20 protein-coding genes are annotated in these 23,437 nt (G+C 32.1%); 8 read left to right on the forward strand and 12 right to left on the reverse strand.

Annotation, left to right across the window (positions count from 1 at the left end; genetic code table 11):
• Positions 1-21: 21 nt before the first annotated feature.
• Both HYN56_RS07355 and HYN56_RS07360 read right to left on the reverse strand, forming a co-directional pair.
• Positions 22-930 (reverse strand): GYDIA family GHMP kinase, encoded by a 909-nt coding sequence (locus HYN56_RS07355; RefSeq protein ID WP_109191584.1) that lies wholly within the window; start codon positions 928-930, stop codon positions 22-24.
• 95 nt (positions 931-1,025) lie between these two features.
• The gene (locus tag HYN56_RS07360) at positions 1,026-2,348 is read right to left on the reverse strand and encodes a hydroxymethylglutaryl-CoA reductase, degradative (protein WP_109191585.1); all 1,323 of its coding nucleotides are present in this window, start codon (positions 2,346-2,348) and stop codon (positions 1,026-1,028) included.
• Between the two features lie 182 nt (positions 2,349-2,530).
• On the opposite strand from HYN56_RS07360, the gene HYN56_RS07365 reads away from it, so the two are divergent.
• The 6 genes from HYN56_RS07365 to HYN56_RS07390 all read left to right on the forward strand — a co-directional run bounded on the left by HYN56_RS07365 (position 2,531) and on the right by HYN56_RS07390 (position 10,389).
• The gene (locus tag HYN56_RS07365; RefSeq protein ID WP_109194743.1) at positions 2,531-4,702 is read left to right on the forward strand and encodes a S9 family peptidase; all 2,172 of its coding nucleotides are present in this window, start codon (positions 2,531-2,533) and stop codon (positions 4,700-4,702) included.
• Positions 4,703-4,739: 37 nt separating this feature from the next.
• Positions 4,740-6,611, forward strand: coding sequence for a peptide MFS transporter (locus HYN56_RS07370; protein ID WP_240622668.1), 1,872 nt, complete (start codon positions 4,740-4,742; stop codon positions 6,609-6,611).
• Positions 6,612-6,696: 85 nt separating this feature from the next.
• A complete protein-coding gene (locus HYN56_RS07375) occupies positions 6,697-8,496 on the forward strand; it encodes an oligopeptide:H+ symporter (RefSeq protein ID WP_109191586.1) in 1,800 nt (599 codons plus the stop codon).
• Between the two features lie 47 nt (positions 8,497-8,543).
• Positions 8,544-9,011, forward strand: coding sequence for a thioredoxin family protein (locus HYN56_RS07380; protein ID WP_109191587.1), 468 nt, complete (start codon positions 8,544-8,546; stop codon positions 9,009-9,011).
• Positions 9,012-9,227: 216 nt separating this feature from the next.
• On the forward strand, positions 9,228-9,680 hold the full coding sequence (locus HYN56_RS07385) for a thioredoxin domain-containing protein (RefSeq protein ID WP_109191588.1): 453 nt from the start codon (positions 9,228-9,230) through the stop codon (positions 9,678-9,680).
• A gap of 259 nt (positions 9,681-9,939) precedes the next feature.
• Positions 9,940-10,389, forward strand: a complete 450-nt coding sequence (locus tag HYN56_RS07390; protein ID WP_109191589.1) for a thioredoxin domain-containing protein — start codon at positions 9,940-9,942, stop codon at positions 10,387-10,389.
• A gap of 4 nt (positions 10,390-10,393) precedes the next feature.
• Here the strand turns inward: HYN56_RS07390 and HYN56_RS07395 are convergent, their stop codons facing one another.
• The 5 genes from HYN56_RS07395 to surE are packed head-to-tail and all read right to left on the reverse strand — an operon-like array spanning position 10,394 to position 15,179.
• On the reverse strand, positions 10,394-12,418 hold the full coding sequence (locus HYN56_RS07395; RefSeq protein ID WP_109191590.1) for a ComEC/Rec2 family competence protein: 2,025 nt from the start codon (positions 12,416-12,418) through the stop codon (positions 10,394-10,396).
• Positions 12,419-12,471: 53 nt separating this feature from the next.
• Positions 12,472-12,957, reverse strand: a complete 486-nt coding sequence (locus tag HYN56_RS07400; protein ID WP_109191591.1) for a C40 family peptidase — start codon at positions 12,955-12,957, stop codon at positions 12,472-12,474.
• 10 nt (positions 12,958-12,967) lie between these two features.
• Entirely contained in the window at positions 12,968-14,086 is a 1,119-nt protein-coding gene (lpxB, locus tag HYN56_RS07405; protein WP_109191592.1) for a lipid-A-disaccharide synthase, read from the reverse strand.
• Positions 14,087-14,137: 51 nt separating this feature from the next.
• Complete coding sequence (locus HYN56_RS07410; protein WP_109191593.1) at positions 14,138-14,407, reverse strand: hypothetical protein; 270 nt, start codon at positions 14,405-14,407, stop codon at positions 14,138-14,140.
• Positions 14,400-15,179, reverse strand: coding sequence for a 5'/3'-nucleotidase SurE (gene surE / locus HYN56_RS07415; protein WP_167398285.1), 780 nt, complete (start codon positions 15,177-15,179; stop codon positions 14,400-14,402). The genes HYN56_RS07410 and surE overlap by 8 nt, the downstream gene beginning before the upstream one ends.
• A gap of 213 nt (positions 15,180-15,392) precedes the next feature.
• On the opposite strand from surE, the gene HYN56_RS07420 reads away from it, so the two are divergent.
• Together HYN56_RS07420 and HYN56_RS07425 are read left to right on the forward strand one after the other, a co-directional pair.
• A complete protein-coding gene (locus tag HYN56_RS07420) occupies positions 15,393-17,579 on the forward strand; it encodes a carboxy terminal-processing peptidase (protein WP_109191594.1) in 2,187 nt (728 codons plus the stop codon).
• Between the two features lie 92 nt (positions 17,580-17,671).
• Positions 17,672-18,463 (forward strand): DNA/RNA non-specific endonuclease, encoded by a 792-nt coding sequence (locus HYN56_RS07425; protein ID WP_109194745.1) that lies wholly within the window; start codon positions 17,672-17,674, stop codon positions 18,461-18,463.
• Here the strand turns inward: HYN56_RS07425 and rpe are convergent.
• The 5 genes from rpe to HYN56_RS07450 form a co-directional block, all read right to left on the reverse strand.
• Entirely contained in the window at positions 18,440-19,102 is a 663-nt protein-coding gene (rpe, locus tag HYN56_RS07430; RefSeq protein WP_109191595.1) for a ribulose-phosphate 3-epimerase, read from the reverse strand. The two genes, HYN56_RS07425 and rpe, sit on opposite strands and share 24 nt — an antisense overlap.
• Positions 19,103-19,483: 381 nt before the next feature.
• Positions 19,484-20,347, reverse strand: coding sequence for a sigma-70 family RNA polymerase sigma factor (locus HYN56_RS07435; RefSeq protein ID WP_007804760.1), 864 nt, complete (start codon positions 20,345-20,347; stop codon positions 19,484-19,486).
• Positions 20,348-20,659: 312 nt separating this feature from the next.
• Positions 20,660-20,911, reverse strand: coding sequence for a hypothetical protein (locus tag HYN56_RS07440; RefSeq protein ID WP_109191596.1), 252 nt, complete (start codon positions 20,909-20,911; stop codon positions 20,660-20,662).
• Positions 20,912-21,090: 179 nt separating this feature from the next.
• The gene (locus tag HYN56_RS07445) at positions 21,091-21,837 is read right to left on the reverse strand and encodes a LytR/AlgR family response regulator transcription factor (RefSeq protein WP_109191597.1); all 747 of its coding nucleotides are present in this window, start codon (positions 21,835-21,837) and stop codon (positions 21,091-21,093) included.
• Positions 21,830-23,371 carry a tetratricopeptide repeat-containing sensor histidine kinase gene (locus HYN56_RS07450; protein ID WP_240622669.1) on the reverse strand — a complete coding sequence of 514 codons (1,542 nt, stop codon included), beginning with the start codon at positions 23,369-23,371 and terminating at the stop codon, positions 21,830-21,832. The genes HYN56_RS07445 and HYN56_RS07450 overlap by 8 nt, the downstream gene beginning before the upstream one ends.
• Positions 23,372-23,437: the final 66 nt, after the last annotated feature.

The raw sequence follows: 23,437 nt of genomic DNA on the forward strand, positions 1-23,437 counted from the left end.
TCCTTCTTGTATCTTATAGTGTCACAAAATCATTTCCTCGTAAGTCAGAATGGTTTCGTAACCCTTGTTGTTAAAATATTCTTTCGGATTTTCTTGAGAAACTACCATTACAAAGTCACCTCCCCAGGCTCCAAGACTTTTAATTACCCCATTAAAATCAGGAAAAATCGCTTCTTTGATAGTTTGCATTTCCAGAATGTTACTTAAATGAATTTCGTGTCTCTGTACAGCCGATGCAAATTCTTTTAATGTTTTAGCGTGAAGAATAGCATTGGTAATTTTGTTGTTTTCTGCAACGCTTCGTGCTAAATGATGATTCTTATTGTTGTTGTAAGCGTAAATAGCAGATTTGCTGTTTTGTTTCTTATTTAGATAGACAAAATAGATATGGTCTTTATAATCAGGATTAAATTCAACTGGTTTTACAATGTTGTTTTTAATTTGATAAATAACCGGTGTATTGTTTTGTGCGCACGCAATATCATAACCGCTTCCTCCAAAACTATTATTTAATAAAGTAAAAGCATTAACCTCTGCCCATTGTGCAATATTGTTTATCAGTGTTGAAGAAGTTCCTAATCCCCAATTTCTTGGAAAGGATAAATGGGTGTTAATTTTAAATCCGTTAGAATTATCTATAAATTTTGGATTTAAAATATAAGCTTCATGAAGAATGTCAATTAAAGTAGATTTTACAGTTTCAACTTTTATTTCCGGTCTGTTTACGAACTCATCAAATGAAATGGTTTCTTCAAACCATAAATGCTTGTCATAATCGTAGCTTTTCCATTCGATTTCGGTATTGTTTCCGTTTTCAATTACCAGATCCTGACCGAATTTTGTTGGTAATGCAAAGGCATCAGCTCCATCTAAAACCAGATATTCTCCAGCAATAAAAAGTTTTCCGTTACTATAAAATGTTTTCTTCATGCTTCAATTTTAAAACAAATTCCAATACTTAAAACCCAAATTCCATCATAACTGGAATTTGAAATTTTATTTAAAGATTATAATTTTTGGAATTTTTATTTATTTTGTTTTCTTAAGTTTTCAATAAAATCTACCACAGCACTGTGAGAAACGGCTGTTTTCTTAAAATGGGTCTTAATTAAATGACGCTCTTCGTTGGTAGCCTCAAATTGATTGATGATGTTGTTCAGGTGCATTTTCATATGTCCTTCCTGAATTCCGGTGGTTGTTAAGGAACGTAAAGCAGCAAAATTTTGCGCTAACCCCGCAACGGCTACAATCTCCATTAATTCTTGTGCAGAAGGATTTTCTAAAATATCTAAACACAATTTTACTAAAGGGTGTAATGAAGTTAAACCTCCAACTGTTCCTAATGCTAATGGAATTTCCAGCCAGAAAGTAAGAATGCCGTTTTCAATTTTAGCATGAGATAAGCTTGCATATTGTCCGTTTTTAGAAGCATAAGCGTGAACACCGGCTTCAACGGCTCTAAAATCATTTCCGGTTGCCAAAATTACAGCATCTACGCCATTCATGATCCCTTTATTATGAGTAACTGCTCTAAAAGGTTCGACTTCGGCGATTTGCACAGCTTGTACAAAACGCTCGGCAAATTCCTGCGGATTGGTGATGTGTTTTTCAGCTAATTCGTCGATTGGACACGAAACTTCAGCTCTGACAAGACAGTTTGGAACATAATTAGACAAAATGCTCATAATGACTTCCAGCTTTTCGTCATTTTTTAGTAAATCGGAGTTTAGAGCTTCTTCTTTTAATGTCGAAGCAAATTGTTCTAAACACGAATTGATGAAATTGGCCCCCATGCTGTCTTTCGTTTCAAAAGTAGCATGAAGCTGATAATAGTTTTCAAGTAAACTTCTTTTGTCTTTTAATTTAACATCCAGAATACCGCCGCCACGCTGCTGCATATTTTTGGTAATGCTTTGGGTTTCTGAGAAGAATTTAGGTTTTATTTCGTCGAAAAAAGTCTTTAATTTTTCTGCATCTCCATTATAGGTAAAATGAACTTGTCCGATTTTTTCGGTATTGATGATTGTTGTTTTAAAACCGCCTCGTGTAGACCAGTATTTGGCTGCTTTTGAAGCTGCTGCTACAACAGAACTTTCTTCAATAGCCATTGGAATGGTTTTGTATTTTCCGTTGATTAAAAAGTTCGGGGCAACTCCAAGTGGGATATAGAGGTTTGTAATGGTGTTTTCGATAAATTCATCATGCAGTTGCTGAAGCTTTTCGTCTGAATTCCAGTAATTTCTTATAATATTTTGAGCCTCATCGGGGTTCGAAAAATATTCATTTGCAATCCAGTTGATTTTTTCTTTTTTGGATAATTTAGAAAATCCGGCAACAGCGTTGTTCATTCTCAGTATATTAAATAATAATGTTGCTGCAAATATACCATTTTAAGAGTTTTGTTTAAAATGTATTTTAAAAATGAGAACTACGCAATCGTTATTTTTTTTAACATTTAACACTTAAAATGTGTATTATGTTTATTTTTTTTACTAAAATTGGGCTCTTTTTTATATTTAAATTAATTGTAATGAGTACAAGTAAAATTACTGTAATACTTTTATTTCTGGTTGCGACTGTTTTTGGTCAACAAAAAATCACTATCGAAAATATTTATAGCGGGGCATTTCGTGCAAAAGGAATGGATGAATTGCAATCTTTGAAAAATACAGACCAATATACTGTATTGAATGTGGATAGAGCAAGCAGAAGCATGCAGATTGATTTATATGATTTTGCAACTTTAAAAAAGGTTTCTAATTTAATTGATACAAAAAATCACGCAGCGCTTTCAGAAGGAATTGACAGCTATATTTTTGATGCATCCGAAAAGAAAATTTTAATTGCATGCAATACCAATCAAATTTTCCGCCACTCATTTACTGCAGATTATTATTTGTATGACATCGCTTCAAAATCTTTGACAAAGCTTTTTGATTTTCAGATTCAGGAGCCAACTTTTTCTCCTGACGGAACAAAAATCGCTTACGCTAGAGAAAATAATTTATATGTGTATGATATAGCTTCAAAAAAATCTACTCCAATTACAACTGATGGTAAAAAGAATGCTGTAATAAACGGTATTACGGACTGGGTTTATGAAGAAGAATTTGCTTTTGTTCGTGCTTTTGACTGGAGCAAAGACAGTAAAAAAGTAGCCTATATTCGTTTTGACGAAAGTCAGGTTCCGGAGTTTTCAATGTCAATGTTTCATAAGGATTTGTATCCAACAATTGAGACTTTTAAATATCCTAAAGCAGGAGAGAAAAACTCAGAAGTTTCATTACATATCTATGATGTAGCGGCAGGAGCAACTAAAAAAGTCGATTTAAGTAAGTATAATGATTTCTACATTGCAAGATTACAATGGACAAATGATGCAAATGTACTTTCTGCACAGGTTTTAAACCGTCATCAGGATAATTTAGATTTATTATTTGTTGATGGAAATACAGCAACAGCAAAAGTAGTCTTAAATGAAAAAGACAAAGCTTATGTAGATGTAACAGATAATCTAACTTTCTTAAAAGACAATAGTTTTATCTGGACTAGCGAAAAAGATGGTTTCAATCATATTTATTTATATGATAAAACAGGAAAACTTAAAACTCAGGTTACAAAAGGAAACTGGGAAGTGGTTTCATACTACGGTTTCGACGAAAAAACAAAAACTATTTTCTATCAATCTACAGAAAATGGTTCTATCAACAGAGATATTTACAGAGTTGGTTTAGATGGAAAAAACAAAACCCGCTTAACTACAAAAGTTGGAACAAGCGCGGCAACTTTTAGTCCGAACTTCCAATATTTTATTACTACTTTCTCAAGTAATTTAGTTCCTACGACTTATACTTTAAATGAGGCTAAAACAGGAAAAGAGCTTCAGGTTATAGAAAACAATCAGGCACTTGCTGATAAATTGAAAGGATATAACTTACCGGCAAAAGAATTCTTCGTTTTAAAAACGGCAAAAGGAAACGAATTAAACGCGTGGATTTTAAAACCAAAAGATTTTGATCCTTCAAAAAAATATCCTGTTTTCATGTACCAATATTCTGGTCCGGGATCACAACAAGTAAACAACGACTGGAACAACTCTGATGATTATTGGTTCTTATCGCTTACACAACAAGGTTATATTGTAGCGTGTGTTGACGGAAGAGGAACTGGATACAAAGGAGCAGATTTCAAAAAAGTGACTCAAAAAGAATTAGGGAAATATGAGGTAGAAGATCAAATCGATGCGGCTAAAGTAATAGGTTCTTATCCTTATGTTGATGCTTCAAGAATTGGAATTTTCGGATGGAGTTATGGTGGTTTCATGGCTTCCAACTGTATCTTCCAAGGGAATGATGTTTTCAAAATGGCAATTGCTGTTGCGCCGGTAACCAACTGGAGATTCTATGATAGTGTTTACACAGAAAGATACATGCAGACACCACAGGAAAATGCAAGTGGTTACGATCAAAACTCACCAATAAACCATGTTGATAAATTAAAAGGCAAATTTTTATTGATTCACGGTTCAGGAGATGATAACGTTCATGTTCAGAATTCAATGCAGATGATGGAAGCTTTAATCCAGGCAAATAAACAATTTGATTCTCAAATTTATCCGGATAAAAATCACGGTATTTATGGCGGAGCTACAAGAATTCAGCTATATAATAAAATGACTAACTTTATCAAACAAAATCTATAATCTAAATCTTTTAAACTTAATTAAATAAGCGAATAATATGGGAGAAAATCAAGTAAAAACTGCGCATCCAAAAGGGCTTTGGGTATTGTTTGGAACGGAGATGTGGGAGCGGTTCAATTTTTATGGAATGCGGGCTTTATTGACTTTATTTCTTGTAAATTCATTATTAATGAAAGAAGAAGAAGCTTCGTTAATTTACGGAGGTTTTCTTGGTCTTTGTTATTTAACTCCAATGCTTGGAGGTTTTGTAGCCGATCGTTATTTAGGAAACAGAAATTGTATCTTATTAGGAGGGTTATTAATGGCTATCGGGCAATTTTTATTGTTTACGAGCGGAAGTATTTTTGACGAGAATCAATCTTTAGCTAAAACTGTAATGTATTGCGGATTAGGTGTGATTGTTTTTGGTAATGGATTCTTTAAGCCGAATATTTCTAGTATGGTTGGAAGTTTGTATCCAAAACAAGAAAAAACAAAGTTAGATACTGCATTTACTATCTTCTACATGGGAATCAATATCGGTGCTTTTTTAGGACAATCTATTTGTCCTCTATTGGGAGATGTAGTTGATAAAGGTGGAGTTAGAGATATCCACGCTTTTAAATGGGGGTTTCTGGCGGCCTCAGGAGCAATGCTTTTAGGGACTTTGCTTTTTTATGTTTTAAAAAATAAATATGTAGTTTCTCCAGAAGGAAGGCCATTAGGAGGTTTGCCTTCTAAAAATTTAGCTGATGATTTTGAAGAGGGTGAAGCACAAAAAGCTAATTTCTCTACTAAATCATTAATAGGAGCTGGAGTTGCATTTGTTATTTTAGGTTTGTTTTTTCACTATGTAGTTGGACAAAATTTAATCTACACTTTGATTTATTCAAGTGGATTGGCTTTAGCGGGATTAATTGTCTCTGATTCGTCTTTAACTAAAATTGAAAGAGATAGGATTTATGTAATTTACATTGTTTCATTTTTTATTATATTCTTTTGGGCAGCTTTTGAACAAGCGGGCTCTTCGTTAACTTTTATTGCAAATAATCAAACAGATAGAAATTTTTTCGGAATTTGGGATATGCCTCCTTCGATGGTACAAATTTTTAATGGCCTTTTTGTTGTGGTATTAGCTGTTCCTTTCAGTGTATTGTGGGACTACTTAAGAGCGAAAAGTAAAGAACCTATATCGCCAGTAAAATTAGCAATTGGTTTAGTTGTTATTACGGTAAGTTTCTTTATGATCGCAACTCAGGTTTCTTACATTGGAACTTCTGGATTGTTATTGGTTAAATGGTTAATTTTATTGTATTTCTTAAATACATGTGCAGAATTATGTTTGTCTCCAATTGGTTTATCATTAGTTGGTAAATTGTCGCCAAAACGTTTTGCTTCTTTGTTATTTGGAGTTTTCTTTTTATCAAATGCTTCTGGTTATGCTTTAGGTGGAACTTTAGGGTCAATTTTGCCTCCAACTGGGGATAAATATAAAGCGGCAGAAAAAGTTAATATAGATTTACAGTCCTTATTAGATAATAAAATTGTTGCAAATGGGGCAGAATTATTTGCTTTAGCTAAACTGCAGATTGCTAAAATTGACAAGGATAAAGCAAAAGAATTTAATTTAGATGTAGAAAAAAAGATAGAAACTATAGCTGAAATTAAAAGTCAAAAAGAAATAGCTAAAAAGAAAAATGTAAAATTTGAAACAAATTTTACTGTAAAAGATACTACATTTACTGCAAAAGAATTGGATATTATAAAAGAACAAAAAGTTATAACAGTTTCTTATCCAAAGTTTGCTGGATTTGAGATTCATAACCTTTATGAGTTTTTTATGGTTTTCGTGGTTCTTACTGGTATTGCAGCAATTATATTATTTGCTTTGACTCCAATGTTGAAAAAAATGATGCACGGTGTTAGGTAATTTATAAAATAAAAGTGATGAAAAACATCAACATTAGATTTTGTCTAATGTTGATGTTTTTTTATTACTACTAATAAAGTTTACAATGGAACAAGATTTAAATTTGGAACAAATTCAAAATTTTAAAGGAAAGTATCCTAAGCAATTATGGTATTTGTTTTTTAGTGAAATGTGGGAGCGATTCTGCTTCTATGGAATGAGGGGGATGTTAGTCGTTTTTATGGTTAATCAATTGGCAATGAACGAAAGGGTTGCTAATTTGCAGTATGGTGCAACACAAGCCTTCGTTTATGCGTTTACATTTGTTGGGGGAATGTTTGCAGATAAAATTCTGGGTTATCGAAAATCACTTTTTTGGGGTGGTTTGTTAATGATAGTAGGGAGTGTAATTTTATCTATAGATCCTAAGAATTTTTTCTTTTTTGGAATTAGTTTTACTATTATCGGAACAGGATTTTTTAAGCCAAATATTTCAACAATGGTTGGTCAACTTTATAAGGAAGGTGACCAAAGAGTTGATGCAGGTTTTTCATTGTTTTATGCTGGGGTTAATTTGGGTGCTCTGATTGGAGGTTATATCTGTATTGCGGTAGCAAATGGGACTTTATGGACATCAGTAATTCCAGCTTCTTACAGATGGAATTATGCTTTTGGATTTGCTGCAGTTGTAATGATTATTAGTCTACTAACCTTTACGCAAACACAGAAAAGTATGGGTTCGATTGGTGTTTCACCATTGAGGCATTTAGAAAATTCTAAAAGACGTACATTGGAAATAGTTACTTATGTTAGTTCTTTAGTTATAATTCCTATCATCATGATGATGGTTTCTAATACTGATTATACAGATGTTTTCATGTTTCTTATAGGTCCTTTTGCTTTGATGTATTTATTTTATGAAATGTCTTCATTGAGTAATAACGATGAGTCTAATATGTTTTCATTTAATGGAAAAATTTCTAGGATTTATTACTTTTTATGTTTTAGTTGTATTGCTTTACCATTATTTTTTTTAAGACATTATTTTATTGGAAACATTGGTTTTGTGATTTTGACTTTACCACTATGCTGGTTACTTTTTAGTTTGGGAGCTAAAAGATGTAATGATTTAGGAATAAGTAGATTTACTGTATTAATTCCTTTTATTAGTTTTTATTTCTTTTTTAAAAAAGGAATAGATCATGGTGAAAATAAAAATTTAAAAGCCTCTGAAATTAAAAAATTAATTGCAGCTCTCGTGTTTATTGTATTTTCTATCTTCTTTTGGGCTTTTTTTGAACAAAGTGGGGGATCATTAAGTTTGTTTGCACTGAATAATTTGCAAAACAAAGTATTAGGGATTGAACTGGATCCAAATGGAGTTAATAATTCAGCTAATTCTCTTTTTGTAATTATTTTTGCTGCTTTAGTAGGATTGGTTTGGTTATGGATGGCTAAAAGAAAAATTGAGCCAAATACAGTTATTAAATTTGGACTTGCATTTCTGTTTCTGGCGGGTGGCTTTTGGATATTTTATTATACCAAGTTTTTTGCAGATGAAAGCGGTAGAACTTCTTTAGGGTTATTTACTTTTGGATGGTTTATTATTACTTTTGGAGAACTTTGTTTGTCTCCTATAGGTATGTCAGCAATGACAAAACTTTCGCCACTAAAAACTCAAGCAGTAATAATGGGAATGTGGTTTTTAGCTAGTGCTTATGGGCAGTATTTTGCAGGATTATTAGGTGCAAATATTGCAGAAGCTTCTGAACATGCGTCGAATATTGAAAAATTAATTGTTTACGCAGATGGTTATAAGCAATTAGCAATTTATGCTTTGATCGCAGGAATTATTTTAATTCTAATTTCTCCACTGATTAAAAAATTGATGCAAGAAGTTAAATAATGATATCGTAATCAGTTTTTGTATAAATTTGTGAAAATTTCCCCATCATGAAAAAAATACTACTTATTACTTTGTTTTTAATCGGTGCAGTCAATGTTAAAGCGCAGGAATTAAAATGGTACACAGATGTTAGAGAAGCGATTACAGTAAGTAATAAAGAACAAAAACCGATGTTGATGTTTTTTACAGGAAGTGATTGGTGTGGTTGGTGTATTCGTTTACAGAATGAAGTCTTAAAGACAGAAGAATTTAAAAAATGGGCATCTGGTAATGTAGTTTTGGTAGAGTTGGATTATCCAAGAGCTGTACCTCAAACTCCGGAGCTCAAAAACCAGAATAATGAATTGCAGCAAGCTTTTGGAATTCAGGGTTTTCCAACTATTTTCTTTACAAGTGCTGAATCTAAAGACGGAAAAGTAAATTTTAAAGGTTTGGGTAAAACAGGTTATGTTGCTGGCGGACCCTCTGCCTGGTTAACAGTAGCAGAAGGAATTGTACATCCTAAAAAATCATAAGTAAAAGAATTAAAATAAATACAAAAAGGCCTCCACACATGTGGAGGCCTTTTTTGTTTAGTAGGAAAAAGTTTTCAATGATTACAGGTGTTTTTACGTATTTTATATTTTATTGCAAATAAAAAAACACATAATGTATTTTTATAGCCAATAAAAATTGGAAAATTAAAATATAATGTTAATTTCGTCATGCTAATCTAACCAAAACCAATTAATATGACTAAAAAACTACTTATCCTACTGTTTTTTTTAGGTTCATTTATGATGCAAGCGCAAAGCTTAGCCTGGCGAACTAATATGACAGATGCCATCGCTATAAGTAATGACCAGAAAAAACCAATGTTGATTTTATTCACTGCCTCAGGTGTACCAGAGAATCTTCAAAACGAAATTTTTAAAACCCCGGATTTTGCCGTTTGGTCACGTGATAACGTGGTTCTGGTAAAATTGGATTTATCAGACATGAATGCATCTGATAGTGATCGCGAACAAAACGTGAAATTAAAGAATGCATTTGGAGTCCAGGATCTTCCGGAAGTTTGTTTTGCAATGGCATCAGTCAGAAAAAACAAAACTACATTCAGTGCTTTAGGTAAAATTGCCTATAAACCTGGTGGAGCAAAAGCCTGGATTGCAGAGTCAAATTCTATTTTGCATCCGGTGGAATAAGAAGAGTACATTCAACTTTTATTTTAATTTTTTTTTAATCCCTTTTTGTTTTACAGAAAGGGATTTTTTTATGATCAAAATTTCAACCGAGAATTTGATTATTTTAACTAGTGTTTTTTTTACATTTATTAAAAAAACATCCAATTATTATTAATTTGATTTTAATGCTGTTTGGAGGTTTATTAATTCGTTAAATAATTCGTTTGGTTCGGTTTTTATACTATTTTAGTTTTTATTAACATAACCAAAACCAAATTTTATGCCTCAAAAATTACTTATCCTACTACTGTTTTTTAGTTCATTCTTTGTCAGTGCACAAACTATAACCTGGAGAACTGATATTAATGATGCGGTTGCCGTAAGTGCAGAAAAAAGAAAGCCGCTGTTGATTTTTTTTACTGGACAGGGTGTAAATCCTCAGCTTCAGAACGAAATTTTTTCCACTCGCGAATTTGAAGAATGGTCTCGCAAGAATGTTATTCTGGTTAAATTAGATCTTTCGGATCTTTCGATTCCTGATCAAACTAAAGAGCAGAATTTAAGATTAAAAAATGCTTTTGGGATTGAAGAAATTCCTCAGGTTTGTTTTTCAGAAGTTTCTGTTCGAAAAGGCAAAACGAATTTTAATAAACTGGGACTCATTTCTTATGTTTCGTCCGGTGTTAAAGGATGGATTTCAGAATCTAATTTAATTCTAAATCCGGAATAGAAAATTACAATTTATAGTATCCCTTTTCTTTTGTAGAATGAAAAGGGATATTTTTTTTGATACAACTGTTTTTCCAAAATTTTTGAATGGAATTGGTATCTGAGCCATCTGCAATGATTAGTTTTGGATGAATGTGTAGTAGCAATCTGTCCAGATTTATTTTAGTCGTTTGGGTAAGAATCAAAATGTCTGGTTTTGACTTAACAGGATAAATATTGGTACTGTCAATTATTAGAATTTTTTTGTCTTTAAAATAAAGTACATTCTTAATGTCTTTAACCTTATTTAGAGAAACTGAATTTCCAATGAGATAAGAATTTATATTTCTGTTTTCTTTTGAAAACTTATTTCTTGTGTATAAAGTGATTTTTTTTCCGGTTCGCTCAGAAATGAGTGTGTTGTTTTTTTCGTTGTAAACAATTAATTCTTTTTCACTTTCTATTTGGATTTTAGTTAGAATAAAGGAAAGCTGTACTAAAATTATCGAGCTAAATACCAATGCCAGTTTGCGAAAGTCCGGTTTTTTAATCCATACAATCGAAGAAATTATAAGAAGATAAAAGGTAAACAAATAATAGGAATTAAAACTAATATCACGAATTACAAATGATTCAATTGAAGCTACAGCATGTATCATTAAGTTCAAAAGATAAATACTCTTTTCGAAAATTATAGTAATAAATAATGGCGGACTGGTAAATATCGCAATTATCATGACAATAATTCCTGCAATCATAATAAAGGATAAAACAGGAAGTATTATGATGTTGGTAACGAAGAACAATCCCGGAAATTGATGAAAATAATACAAGCATAAAGGAAGTGTACCTATTTGAGCAGCAAACGAAACGGTTAAAGATTCCCAGATATAAACGGTTAATTTGTTTTTTGGTTTGTAGATATTTTTAAAAAGAGGCTGAAGCCATAAGATAAAAAACAGTGCTAAATAGCTTAATTGGAAACCCACATCAAATAAAAAATAAGGTTCGAAAAGCAATATAAGCAGAATTGAAACTAATAAAGTATGGTAGATATTACCGTTTCTGCGCAAATGATTTCCTATTGCAAGAAAAGAAAACATAACAACTGATCTTAAGACGGAAGGAGAAAGTCCTGAAATAATCGCAAATCCGGCAAGAGCAATAAGAATGGATATAAGTTTAAAAAAAGAGCCTTTCTTTGTGTTTGGAATTGGTTTTAAAACGAAAGTAATAAAAAGCATTATAAAACCGACATGCAGACCGGAAACAGACAGAATATGGGTGGCTCCCGAATATTGATAGTCCTGAATAATATCCTGCGAAATATCTTGTTGTTGTCCTAAAATTAAAGCAAGGGCAACATTCATTTCTGATTTACTGAATTTTGATTTTTCGAGATTCGAAATTATTCTCGAATGCAATTTGGCACAATAATACCAAATGTCTTTTTTAATAGTTTGGTTGATCAAAAGTTCACTTTTCTGGCAATAGATTTGTGCGAAAATCTGTTTATTGGCCAAATAACGGCTGTAATCAAACTGATTCGGATTTTTGTTTGATTTGTTATGTTGTAAAATGGTTTGGATTTTAATTCGATTTCCAATTGTAAGTGGATTTTTGCTACTGTCTTTTTGAACATTGACAATTATTTTTCCTTTGAAATTCTGATTCGAAATGCTTTCGATGTGAGCCATATAGCGATCGCTATAATCATTGCTTTTTAATTTTTCGCGTAGCAATAAAACTACAGTTTGGGGTTTTTCAAATGCCTCCTTACAATTCGAATAATTATTTTTTTGTAGATTTTCTGTATGACTTAAAAGTGTGAAAACGCCAAGAATGAAAGATAGTGCATAAACAGAAAAACAAAAGGGAAAATACTTTTTGGAACTTTTTAAAGTCAGGATATAACTCGTGCAAAATAGCGCGAAGAATATGCAAAGTGCATAAGTTGTCAATGAAACGTCAAATTGCAGGTAGTAAGCAGTAATAACGCCAAATATAAATGCAGTTGTAATTTTAACTAACGGAAAATCTAATACTTTCATGGTCTAAAAGTATTAAATATTTGTAAGAAAAATAATTAATTTTAAGAAATTGTTTAATTCAGAATTCTATTGACCTGTTCAAAAGCATTCTTATAATATGGTTCTTTGGTTGAAGAAATAATTACACCTTTTGAAGTGGAAGAATGGACAAATTTTACCTCATCAGAATTCACTTCGGTGATTAGGCCAACGTGATTAATTTGCCTGCTTTTATTGGTTTTAAAGAAAATTAAATCTCCTTTTCTGGCATCATTTAACGGAATTACTTTTCCAATTTTTGCCTGTTCGTAAGAAGCTCTTGGTAATGATATATTTTCACTCTGAAAAGTGGTGTAAACTAAACCAGAGCAGTCGAAACCGCTTTTTGTGGTTCCTCCGGCTTTGTAGCGAACGCCGATATTGTCTGTTGCTTTTTCAATTAAATTATTGACAAGATTTCTGTTTTCTTTTTTTGTTTCGTTTTTACTTACGGCATTTGAGGTCGATTTACAGGAAGTAAAAACAACAGTCAAAAGCAGAAAAAGGAGTACTCTTTTCAAAATAGATTATTTAGGCATTTTTTAAATCGGCAACTATAAGTTTTGCAGTGTTTTTGCTTGCACCAACTCCACCAAGTTTTTGTTCTAATATATCGTAATTTTGTAGCACTTTATTGCGATGACCAGGCTCTAATAATTTTTGAAGTTCTTCTTTGATTCGTTTTTTATTGCAATCTCCCTGAATTAATTCAGTTACCACTTCCTGATCCATGATTAAATTTACCAGAGAAATGTATTTTAAAGTAATAATACGTTTCGCAATTTGATATGAAACTTCGCTTCCTTTATAACATACTACTTCAGGAACTTTGAAAAGAGCCGTTTCCAGAGTAGCGGTTCCGGAAGTTACTAAAGCGGCTGTTGAGGAACGTAGCAAGTCGTAAGTTTTATTGGAAACAAATGCAATATTTTTATTTTTTAAGAATTGCTGATAGAACTCGTATTCCTGACTCGGCGCGCCGGCAATTACAAATTCGTAATCCTGAAAATCATCCACAACACTCAACATTACGCTAAGCATTTTAGTAATTTCCTGTTTACGGCTTCCAGGTAAAACGGCAATAATTGGTTTTTCTCCTAAATTATTTTCTTTTCTGAATAAAGCTTCATTAAAAGCAGGCTGATTCTGAATAGCATCAATTAAAGGATGTCCAACAAAATCTACCGGATAATGATGTTTGTCTTCGTAGAAACTCTTTTCAAAAGGAAGGATAACATACATTTTATCAACATCCTGTTTGATGGCCTTAATGCGATTTTCTTTCCAGGCCCAGATCTGCGGAGAAATATAATAATGCGTTTTATAACCTAATTCTTTAGCCCATTTAGCAATTCGCATATTAAAACCAGGATAATCAATAAAAATAATGACATCGGGCTGAAACTCCGTAATGTCTTTTTTGCAGATTTTAATATTGTTTAAAATGGTTTTTAAATTGAAAACAACTTCAATAAAACCCATAAAAGCCAAATCGCGGTAATGTTTTACGAGAGTTCCGCCTGCTTTTTGCATTAAATCGCCTCCCCAGAATCGAATTTCGGCTTGAGGATCTTCGACATATAATGCTTTCATTAAGTTAGAACCGTGTAAATCTCCAGAGGCTTCACCTGCAATTATGTAATATTTCATGTTGGTTTTTTTGAAAATAGTGCTAAAATTTTAACTCAGCAAAGATAAGGTTTATAAAACTAATGTAGAAATGGCCAGTACAATCACTGCTAAAATTACGCCCCGTGCCATTATTTCTTTATTTCTTTTTAAAAGAATACCAAAAACAGCAAGGTCTAAAAGTGTGCCTATAGTGATAATTTTCCCAAGATATCCTTGTTCTCTAATAATGTGGAGACCAGATGAAATATCAAAATTTGTAAAAAAAGCAATGAATAAATAGCTGCCCAAAAGAGCAGTGAAAATTCCGATTAGAAAACCAATTAGTAATTCTTTAGTCATTTAATTTCCAGGTGTTAAGTTGTTGAATAGAGTGATGGGCAGTAAGATCAAATTGTACAGGAACGACAGAAACATAGCCATTTGCCAGTGCCCATTCATCAGTATCTTCGCCTTGATCTTCATTGACAAATTTTCCGGCAAGCCAGTAATAATCTTTCCCGAAAGGGGTTTGTCTTTTATCGAATTTTTGTGCGTAATAAGCTTTCGCCTGACGACAAACTTTAATGCCTTTAATTTCAGATTCCTTCAGTTTTGGGAAGTTTACGTTTAAAACAACTCCTGGAGGTAATTTGTTTTCGAGAGTTTCTAAAGTTATTTTTTTTACAAAGGATTTTACAGGTTCAAAATCGGCATTCCAGTCAAAGTCTAAAAGCGAAAAACCAATAGCCTGAATACCTTCTATTCCAGCTTCAACAGCAGCACTCATAGTTCCGGAATAAATCACATTAATAGAAGAATTCGATCCATGGTTAATACCGGAAACACATAAATCAGGTTTGCGTTTCAGGATTTCGTTTACTGCTAGTTTTACGCAATCTACAGGTGTTCCGGAGCAACTGTATTCTGCAATTGCATCATCGTCTTTTGAGATTTTATCAATAAATAAAGTATTATTCACTGTAATGGCATGTCCCATAGCACTTTGCGGTTTATCCGGAGCCACGACAATTACGTCTCCGATTGTTTCCATAACGCTGATAAGCGCTCGTATTCCAGGTGCCAAAATACCGTCGTCGTTTGTTACCAATATTAATGGTTTTTGGATTTTCATTTTGTGGATTTTATGTGTAATTTTAACAATTGTAAGATTTTAAAAACAAATTTAGTGGCGTATTTGCTCAGATAAGTCACAAATATTACAAAATTTGTCAACTAAGGTAAAGAACTTTTTTGCGAATTAAACATTTTTATATCTTTAACAAAAAATTATCGTGACGTTAGCTCTCGTGGCATAGTTTTTAACGTAACTTAGATAAAAAAATTGATGAATGCTATTATAAAGTTTATGAAAAGAAATTATAAGATACTCATAGCCGTATTGTGCCTATCGCTTACCTTGTTTGCATTTAAGATGAATGCTGATAGGACAATCGACCCGGATCCGAACAGAGACAAGACACTTTTAGAATTACTAGCATTTGTTATTGAAAAAGGACATTATAGTCCTGCAGAAATAAATGACGAATTCTCAAAAGGAATTTTCAAAGATTATATTGACGCATTAGATCCTTCTAAAAGATTTTTTATGCAGTCTGATATTGATGAATTTAAGCAATATGAATTAATGCTTGATGATCAGTTTCTGAATAAAGATATAACTTTCTTTAACCTGACTTATACAAGGTTGATGAAGCGTATGGAAGAAAGTAAAAAACGTTATAAGACTATTTTAGCTCAGCCTTTTAATTATAATGTTGATGAAACTTTTAATGCCGATTATGAGCATATTCCGTATGCTAAAAACTTAACGGAGCTTAACGAAAGATGGAGAAAACAGATTAAATTATCGACTCTTTCTTCTTTGGTAACCAAACAAAAAATTGAAGAAGAAAAGAAGAAAAAAGATCCTGCATATAAAGAAAAATCTTTTGAAACGTTAGAAAAAGAAACGCGTGAAAGTTCTTTAAAATCTTTAGACGATAATTTCAGTGTAATTAAAGATTTGAATAGAGAATACTGGTTCTCTGTTTACCTGAATTCTATCATGGCACGTTTTGATCCGCATACAAGCTATTTTGCACCTGAAGAAAAAGATCGTTTTGATGTAAATATCAGTGGTAAACTGGAAGGTATTGGAGCTCGTTTGACTAAGAAAAATGACTTTACTCAAATTGATGAATTGATTTCCGGAGGGCCAGCATGGAAAGGAAAACAATTAGAAGCCGGTGATTTGATCCTGAAAGTTGCTCAGGGAAATGAAGAGCCTGTTGATGTTGTGGGAATGCGTCTGGATGATGTTGTGAAAAAAATTAAAGGTCACAAAGGAACTGAAGTTAAACTTACAGTGAAAAAAGTTGACGGAAGTATCAAGGTAATTTCTATCATCAGAGATGTAGTTGAGATTGAAGAAACGTATGCTAAATCTAGTATTGTAGAAAAAAATGGTTTGAAATACGGAGTAATTTATCTTCCTAAATTCTACATCGATTTTGAAAACAAAGATGGGCGTGATGCCGGAAAAGATATCGCTCTTGAGGTTGAAAGACTGAAAAAAGAAAACATCAACGGAATTGTTTTAGACGTTCGTGATGATGGAGGAGGATCTCTTTCTACAGTAGTTGATATTGCCGGTTTATTTATTGAAGAAGGACCAATTGTTCAGGTTAAATCTGCTGGTAAAAAGAAGGAAGTTTTATACGATAAAGATAAAAAAATCGAATGGGACGGACCGCTTGTTATCATGGTAAACAGTTTCTCTGCTTCGGCATCTGAGATTTTGGCTGCTGCAATTCAGGATTACAAACGTGGTGTAATCATTGGAAGTAAACAAACTTATGGTAAAGGGACGGTACAAAACGTATTAGATTTGAATCAGTTTGTTCGTAACGCCAATTATGGAGATCTTGGGGCTTTGAAAATTACAGGACAAAAATTCTATAGAATCAACGGTGGTTCAACACAATTAGAAGGTGTTCATAGTGATGTTGTTATGCCGGATCGTTACGCTTATTTAAAAATGGGCGAAAGAGATATCGACAACGCAATGCCTTGGGATAAAATTGATCCAGCCGATTACAGTACCTGGACTTCTAATGAAAATTTTGCAAGAGCAATCAACAATAGTAAAAACAGAATTGCTCAAAATGCTCAATTTAAATTAATTGATGATAATGCAAAATGGATTGATGTTAAGAATAAAGAGAATACTTATAGCTTGAACATCCAGAGTTTTAAAGCAACTCAGGAACAAGTTGAAAATGAAGGTAAAAAATACAAACCAATCTTGGATTACAAGAATAATCTGGTTTTCAAATCGCTTCCTTATGAAGAAATTGAAACAAGTTCTGATGCTTCTTTAAAAGAGAAAAGAGAGGCTTGGCATCAGGCATTGTCTAAGGATGTTTATGTAGAAGAAGCCTTAAATGTTTTAGATGATTTACAGCCAAAAGGACTGGTTAAAAATAACAACGTTTCTCCTAAAATGAAAAAGGATAAACTAGTGAAGTCTTAAGTTCTAAAAGAATTTAATTTGTTTAAAAACGCTCTATAAATTTTGAATTTATGGAGCGTTTTTTTGTAAGTTTAACTTCTAAAAATATTTTTATGAAAGCCTTTCTAAGTTTGATTTTTGTGAGTGTTACATTGTTTTCCTGTAAAAAAGAAATTGTACAGAATGAGAATGTAAGTAATTCTGAGGTGGTTTCTTTTAAAGGAAACCCAAACAGTACAAACAGTACGGATTCGTTATATACCGTTACATATCTTCCGACTTCTACCACAAAACAAATTGTAAAACACCAGTATTATACTCTTTCATACAACGAAAAATTTGAGCAGGCGGAATGGGTGGCTTATGAATTAAAGGCAGCATATTTAAAAAACAATGATTATAAAAGACCTTATTTTATAGAAGATCCAAAAGTAACAACCGGTTCTGCTGATTGGAGAAACTATAAGAATTCAGGTTATGACAAAGGGCATCTTTGTCCAGCCGGAGATATGGAATTCAGTAAGAATGCTTATAATGATACTTTTTATACTTCAAATATTTCTCCACAGAAAAAAGAATTCAATTCGGGAATTTGGAATAGACTAGAACAGAAGACTCGTTATTGGGCTGAAAAATACAATGATATTTATGTCGTTACTGGCGGAATTCCGAAAGATTCAGATAAAAAAATAGGAACAGAAAAAGTGGCTGTTCCTAAATATTTTTATAAAATTATTTTAGCTAAATCGGGAAATGAACACAAAGCCATTGCCTTTTTAGTTCCAAACGAAAAAAGCGACAAATCGATTTACGATTTTGTAGTTCCGATTGAGACTTTGGAAAAGATGACTGGAATTGATTTCTTTCCAAATCTGAAAAATTTAAAAAGTAGTAAGGCTTTTTAATTCTGAAATCGTTTCGATTTGATTTTCTGCTTTAAAAACAAAGCTTCCGGCAACTAATACATCTGCACCGGCTTCAACTAACTGTTTTGCATTTTTACTGGTTACGCCTCCATCAATTTCAATTAGAGTTGAAGCATTTTTGCGTGTTATTAAAGCTTTAAGTCTCTTTACTTTATCATAGGTGTTTTCAATAAATGATTGTCCGCCAAATCCTGGATTTACACTCATAATACAAACAACATCAATATCGTTAATGATGTCTTCTAATAAATCAACATTGGTATGCGGATTCATTGCTACTCCGGCTTTCATTCCTTCGGCTTTAATCGCTTGCAGTGTTCTGTGTAAGTGTGTGCAAGCTTCATAATGTACTGTAAGTCCATTAGCACCTAAATCTGCAAAAGTTTTAATATAACGATCGGGATCAATAATCATTAAATGAACATCAATATATTTTTTAGCATGTTTGGAAATAGCTTCTAAAACCGGCATTCCAAAAGAGATATTAGGAACAAAAACTCCATCCATAATATCGATATGAAACCAATCTGCCTGACTGATGTTAATCATTTCGATATCACGTTGTAAATTGGCAAAATCGGCTGCAAGAACGGAAGGAGCAATAAGTGTATTTTTCATTATAGTGTGTTGTTTTTCTTTACAAAGATAAATTTTTATGCTGAAACGTACTAGTTTAACCGCAAAGGGCGCTAAGATTTTACGCAAAGTTCGCAAAGTTTTTTTAAGATTATTCAAGAATAGGAAGGTAGCAAAGCTTTGTGTTCTTTGTATCCTTTTAAAATAAAAACTTTGCGAACTTTGCGTTATCCTTTGTGCCTTTGCGGTAAAAAAAACTTTTCAGTAAAATAAAAAACTCCGGTAATCAGCCGGAGTTTCAATCATCAATCAAAAAACGAACAGTCAATCAAACTGTTGTTTGGGGTAAAATTCCAAATTATAAATTCCAAATTCCAATCTAATTGGAATTTGAGATTTTTTAAATATTGAAATTTAATATTGTTATCCTAAATAAGTTTTAAGGATTTTACTTCTGGAAGTGTGTTTCAATCTACGGATTGCTTTTTCTTTAATCTGACGAACACGCTCACGAGTTAGGTCGAAAGTTTCTCCAATTTCTTCAAGAGTCATTGGGTGCTGATCGCCAAGACCAAAATACAAACGTACAACATCTGCCTCTCTTGGCGTTAATGTTTCTAAAGAACGTTCGATTTCAGTACGAAGAGATTCGTGAATTAATTCTCTGTCCGGATTTGGAGATTCACCAGAACGTAATACGTCATAAAGGTTAGAATCTTCACCTTCAACAAGAGGTGCATCCATAGACAGGTGACGTCCAGAGTTTTTCATAGACTCTTTTACGTCGTTTACAGTCATATCAAGTTCTTTTGCAATTTCCTCAGCAGAAGGCGGACGCTCGTTAGATTGCTCTAATAATGCGTACATTTTGTTGATTTTATTGATAGAACCAATTTTATTTAATGGTAAACGTACAATACGTGATTGCTCAGCTAAAGCCTGAAGAATCGATTGACGAATCCACCATACAGCGTAAGAAATGAATTTAAAACCACGAGTTTCATCAAAACGTTGAGCCGCTTTAATTAAACCTAAGTTTCCTTCATTAATTAAATCCGGAAGAGTTAATCCTTGGTTTTGATATTGTTTAGCCACAGATACTACGAAACGTAGGTTGGCTTTTGTTAGTTTTTCTAAAGCTCTTTGATCACCAGCCTTTATTCTTTGTGCTAATTCTACCTCTTCATCAGCGGTAATTAGGTCAACTTTTCCAATTTCTTGTAGATATTTATCTAACGATGCAGTTTCACGATTAGTTACCTGCTTGGTGATTTTAAGTTGTCTCATGTTGTTGTCTCCCTATTTTTTTAAAGTGTACAAATGGTTATACGTAAGGAGTATCAATAAAGTTACAAAAAATAAATATTTTTTTTTAAAATTTATAAGTTACACCAGATTGAATCGACAAACTGTACGGTTTAGGTTCGCTGTCTTTTTTGAATGTTGTTAGATAATATTTGAAAATTGGATTGAAGTTCAGTTGAAAAGGCTGAATGTAAAACGGTAAAAACTAAAAACCCAATTCAACGAATTGAATTGGGGTTTTTAACAAGCATGCATCGGGTTGACAATTGCTTGATTAAAATGGGGGCAAAAATCTTAATCTAAATAATCGTCAGAGGTATCTAAAATGTCGTCAAATATCTTTTTAAGTGATCTTATGTAAATTGGAAATGCAATTATTAATACGAGATATTCAAATCTCATTATCGTTACATCGTCCAGAATTTTATATAAGGAAATAATAATAGCTACTAATGAGATCATAACTCCAATCCAGGGATTGCTAATTATTTTTTTTGTGAGAGTTAAAAGTTTCATGTCTGGTTGGCTGGTTAATTCGATTCTCATCTACTATTACTTTTTATTTGTTTCGGGGGTAAAAGTAATTTCGATTTTTGCTGAAGAATTAAAAAATGTCATGAGTGCCTCTTTTCATGTCATGAAATCTTTTTTTTTTAATAAGGGCTACAGAAATTTCTGCTTTAAATAAAAAAATCCCCTTTGGTTAAAGAGGATTCGGGAGGTTGTTAAGATAAAATATTGATCTTTTTTATAAAATCTTTATAAGTATCACTAAGGTTTATTTTGTGATTTCCTTTTAAAATAATCAGATTGTCTGCCAAAATTATTTCTTCAATTTTATCTGAATTGACAATCGTATTACGATGTGTTCTGATGAATTTATTTTTATCTAATAAATCACTGATTTTAGTTAGTGAAATTAAAATGACAAACTTTTCTTTTTCGGTAATAATATTACAGTATCTCTCTTCAACTTCAATGTAGAGAATGTCGTTTAAGGATACTTTTTTCAAGGTGTTTTTCTTCTTTATAAATAAAAAGTCATTGCTAATGACGGTATCTTGCTCTTCACTCAAAAACACATTTGTCTGAGCATAAAATTTTTCTACAGCCATTTCTATAGCATATAAAATTTCAAGTTCATTAAATGGTTTCATGAGGAAGCTAAAAGGTTTTGTAAGTTTTGCGCGTTCAAATATCTGGCGATCCTGAGAGCTCGTTAAAAAAACAAATGGTTTTGAAGCATTCGGAATAATATTAATTGATTCTGCAAAAGTAATTCCGTCCGGTTTTCCGTCTAAGAAAACATCTATAATAATAATGTCAACCGTGTTTTCATAAAAAAGTTTTAAGGCATCAGTAAAGTTTCTGGCAACTCCAACAACAGTAAAGTTGTTTTGCAGCAATACTTTACTTAGGGCATCACTTTGCTCCGGTGTGTCTTCAATGATTAAAACATGAATATTATCCATTGTTTGCTGTTTTTGGAAAAGTCAGAATCATTTTTGTTCCTTTGTTTAAATTACTTTCTATATTTAATTGGCCATCATTCTTTTGAATCATTTGTTTGCACAATTGTAATCCTAAACCAGTTCCTATGATTTCAGAATTTTGTTTTTTGGAAAGTAATTCACTATCAGAAAGTAATGCTTCTATAGTTTCCGGTTTCATTCCGATTCCGTTGTCCCGGATTATTAATTGACAAGAATTAGCAGTATCGTTTTCTGAATAAATGCTTATTTTTCCATCTTCGCTAGAAAATTTAATAGCATTGTCTAATAAATTTCTAAGCACAATTTTTACCGAATCCAGGTCTACGAAGATAAAGATATTTTTTGAAACTGAATTTTCAAAAGTAATTCCTTTGTCAAGAAGCAATGGTTTATAATTATACTCAATTTGTTGTACGACAGAATATAAATGTACAGATTCTTTATGAAAATATAATTGTTTGGTTTGTAACATAGCCCAATGCAATAAGTTATCCAATAAACTATAAGTACCATTTGCGATACCGCTATTTTGTACAATTAGCTGGTTTAACTCATCATAATTTTTAGTTTCTAATGACGAGGATAATTTTGCATTACTTGTTTTTAAAGCATTTACAGAAGATCTTAAATCATGACTTACAATAGAAAATAATTGATCTTTTGTAGCGTTAAGCTCATCGAGTTTATTTTTTTGAATCAATATGATTTTTGAACTTTTTACTTTTTGTGCATAAATGTAAACACCTCCGGTTAAGAGTAATAATAACCCAATTGCAGTAAAAAAGAATCCATTTCGTTGAGTATTTTTTAGTTTGTTTTCGACCTGAAGGACTTTGATTTCTTTTTGTTTTTGAGCGACAGCAAATTTTTTCTCAAAATCAGCAACGGCCCAGATTTTGTTTTTATTGTTCAAAGAATCTTTCCACTGTTCAGATTCTTTTCTGTAGGCTAAAGCTTCCTTAAAATTGCCTTTGTTTTCTTCTACAACAGACATGTTTTTAGCCGCTACTCTTTTCGTGTCAAAATCAGTAACTTTTTTTGATAATTTATAGGCATTTTCAAAATAAGGAATGGCTTGGGCATCCTTATATTGTTCATAATATAAGGAAGCAATATTGAAATAAGAGCGTATAAGTGCTAATGTGTCATTTCTGTTTTGAATTAGTTCTGAATTTTTTAATAAATAAAATTCTGCTTTTTCAAATTGATCCAGATGAAGAAAACTAGTTCCCAGATTTTCATAAACACTTTCAATACTACAATTATTATATTCAGTAGTTGTGTTTTCGACTACTTTTTGATAATGATATATTGCTTTTTTAAACTCTTCTAATTCAAGGTAAACGAATCCTAAATTAGCATTTACGTAGTCATAGAAAATAAATTTTTTAGAAATCAATAAAAACTCTTTTTCAGCTTGTTTGAATAATTTTAATTCTCGAAAACTGATTCCTCTTAATAAATGACAATAGTCAACAAGTTCTGTTTTTTTTGTAGAACTTAATTGTTTCATGGAATAGACTAAAGTTGAATCCCAATTTTGTTTTATATAAAAATATTGCGCTTTCTTGAAATTAAT

Source organism: Flavobacterium crocinum, from assembly GCF_003122385.1.
Taxonomy (GTDB): Bacteria; Bacteroidota; Bacteroidia; order Flavobacteriales; family Flavobacteriaceae; genus Flavobacterium; species Flavobacterium crocinum.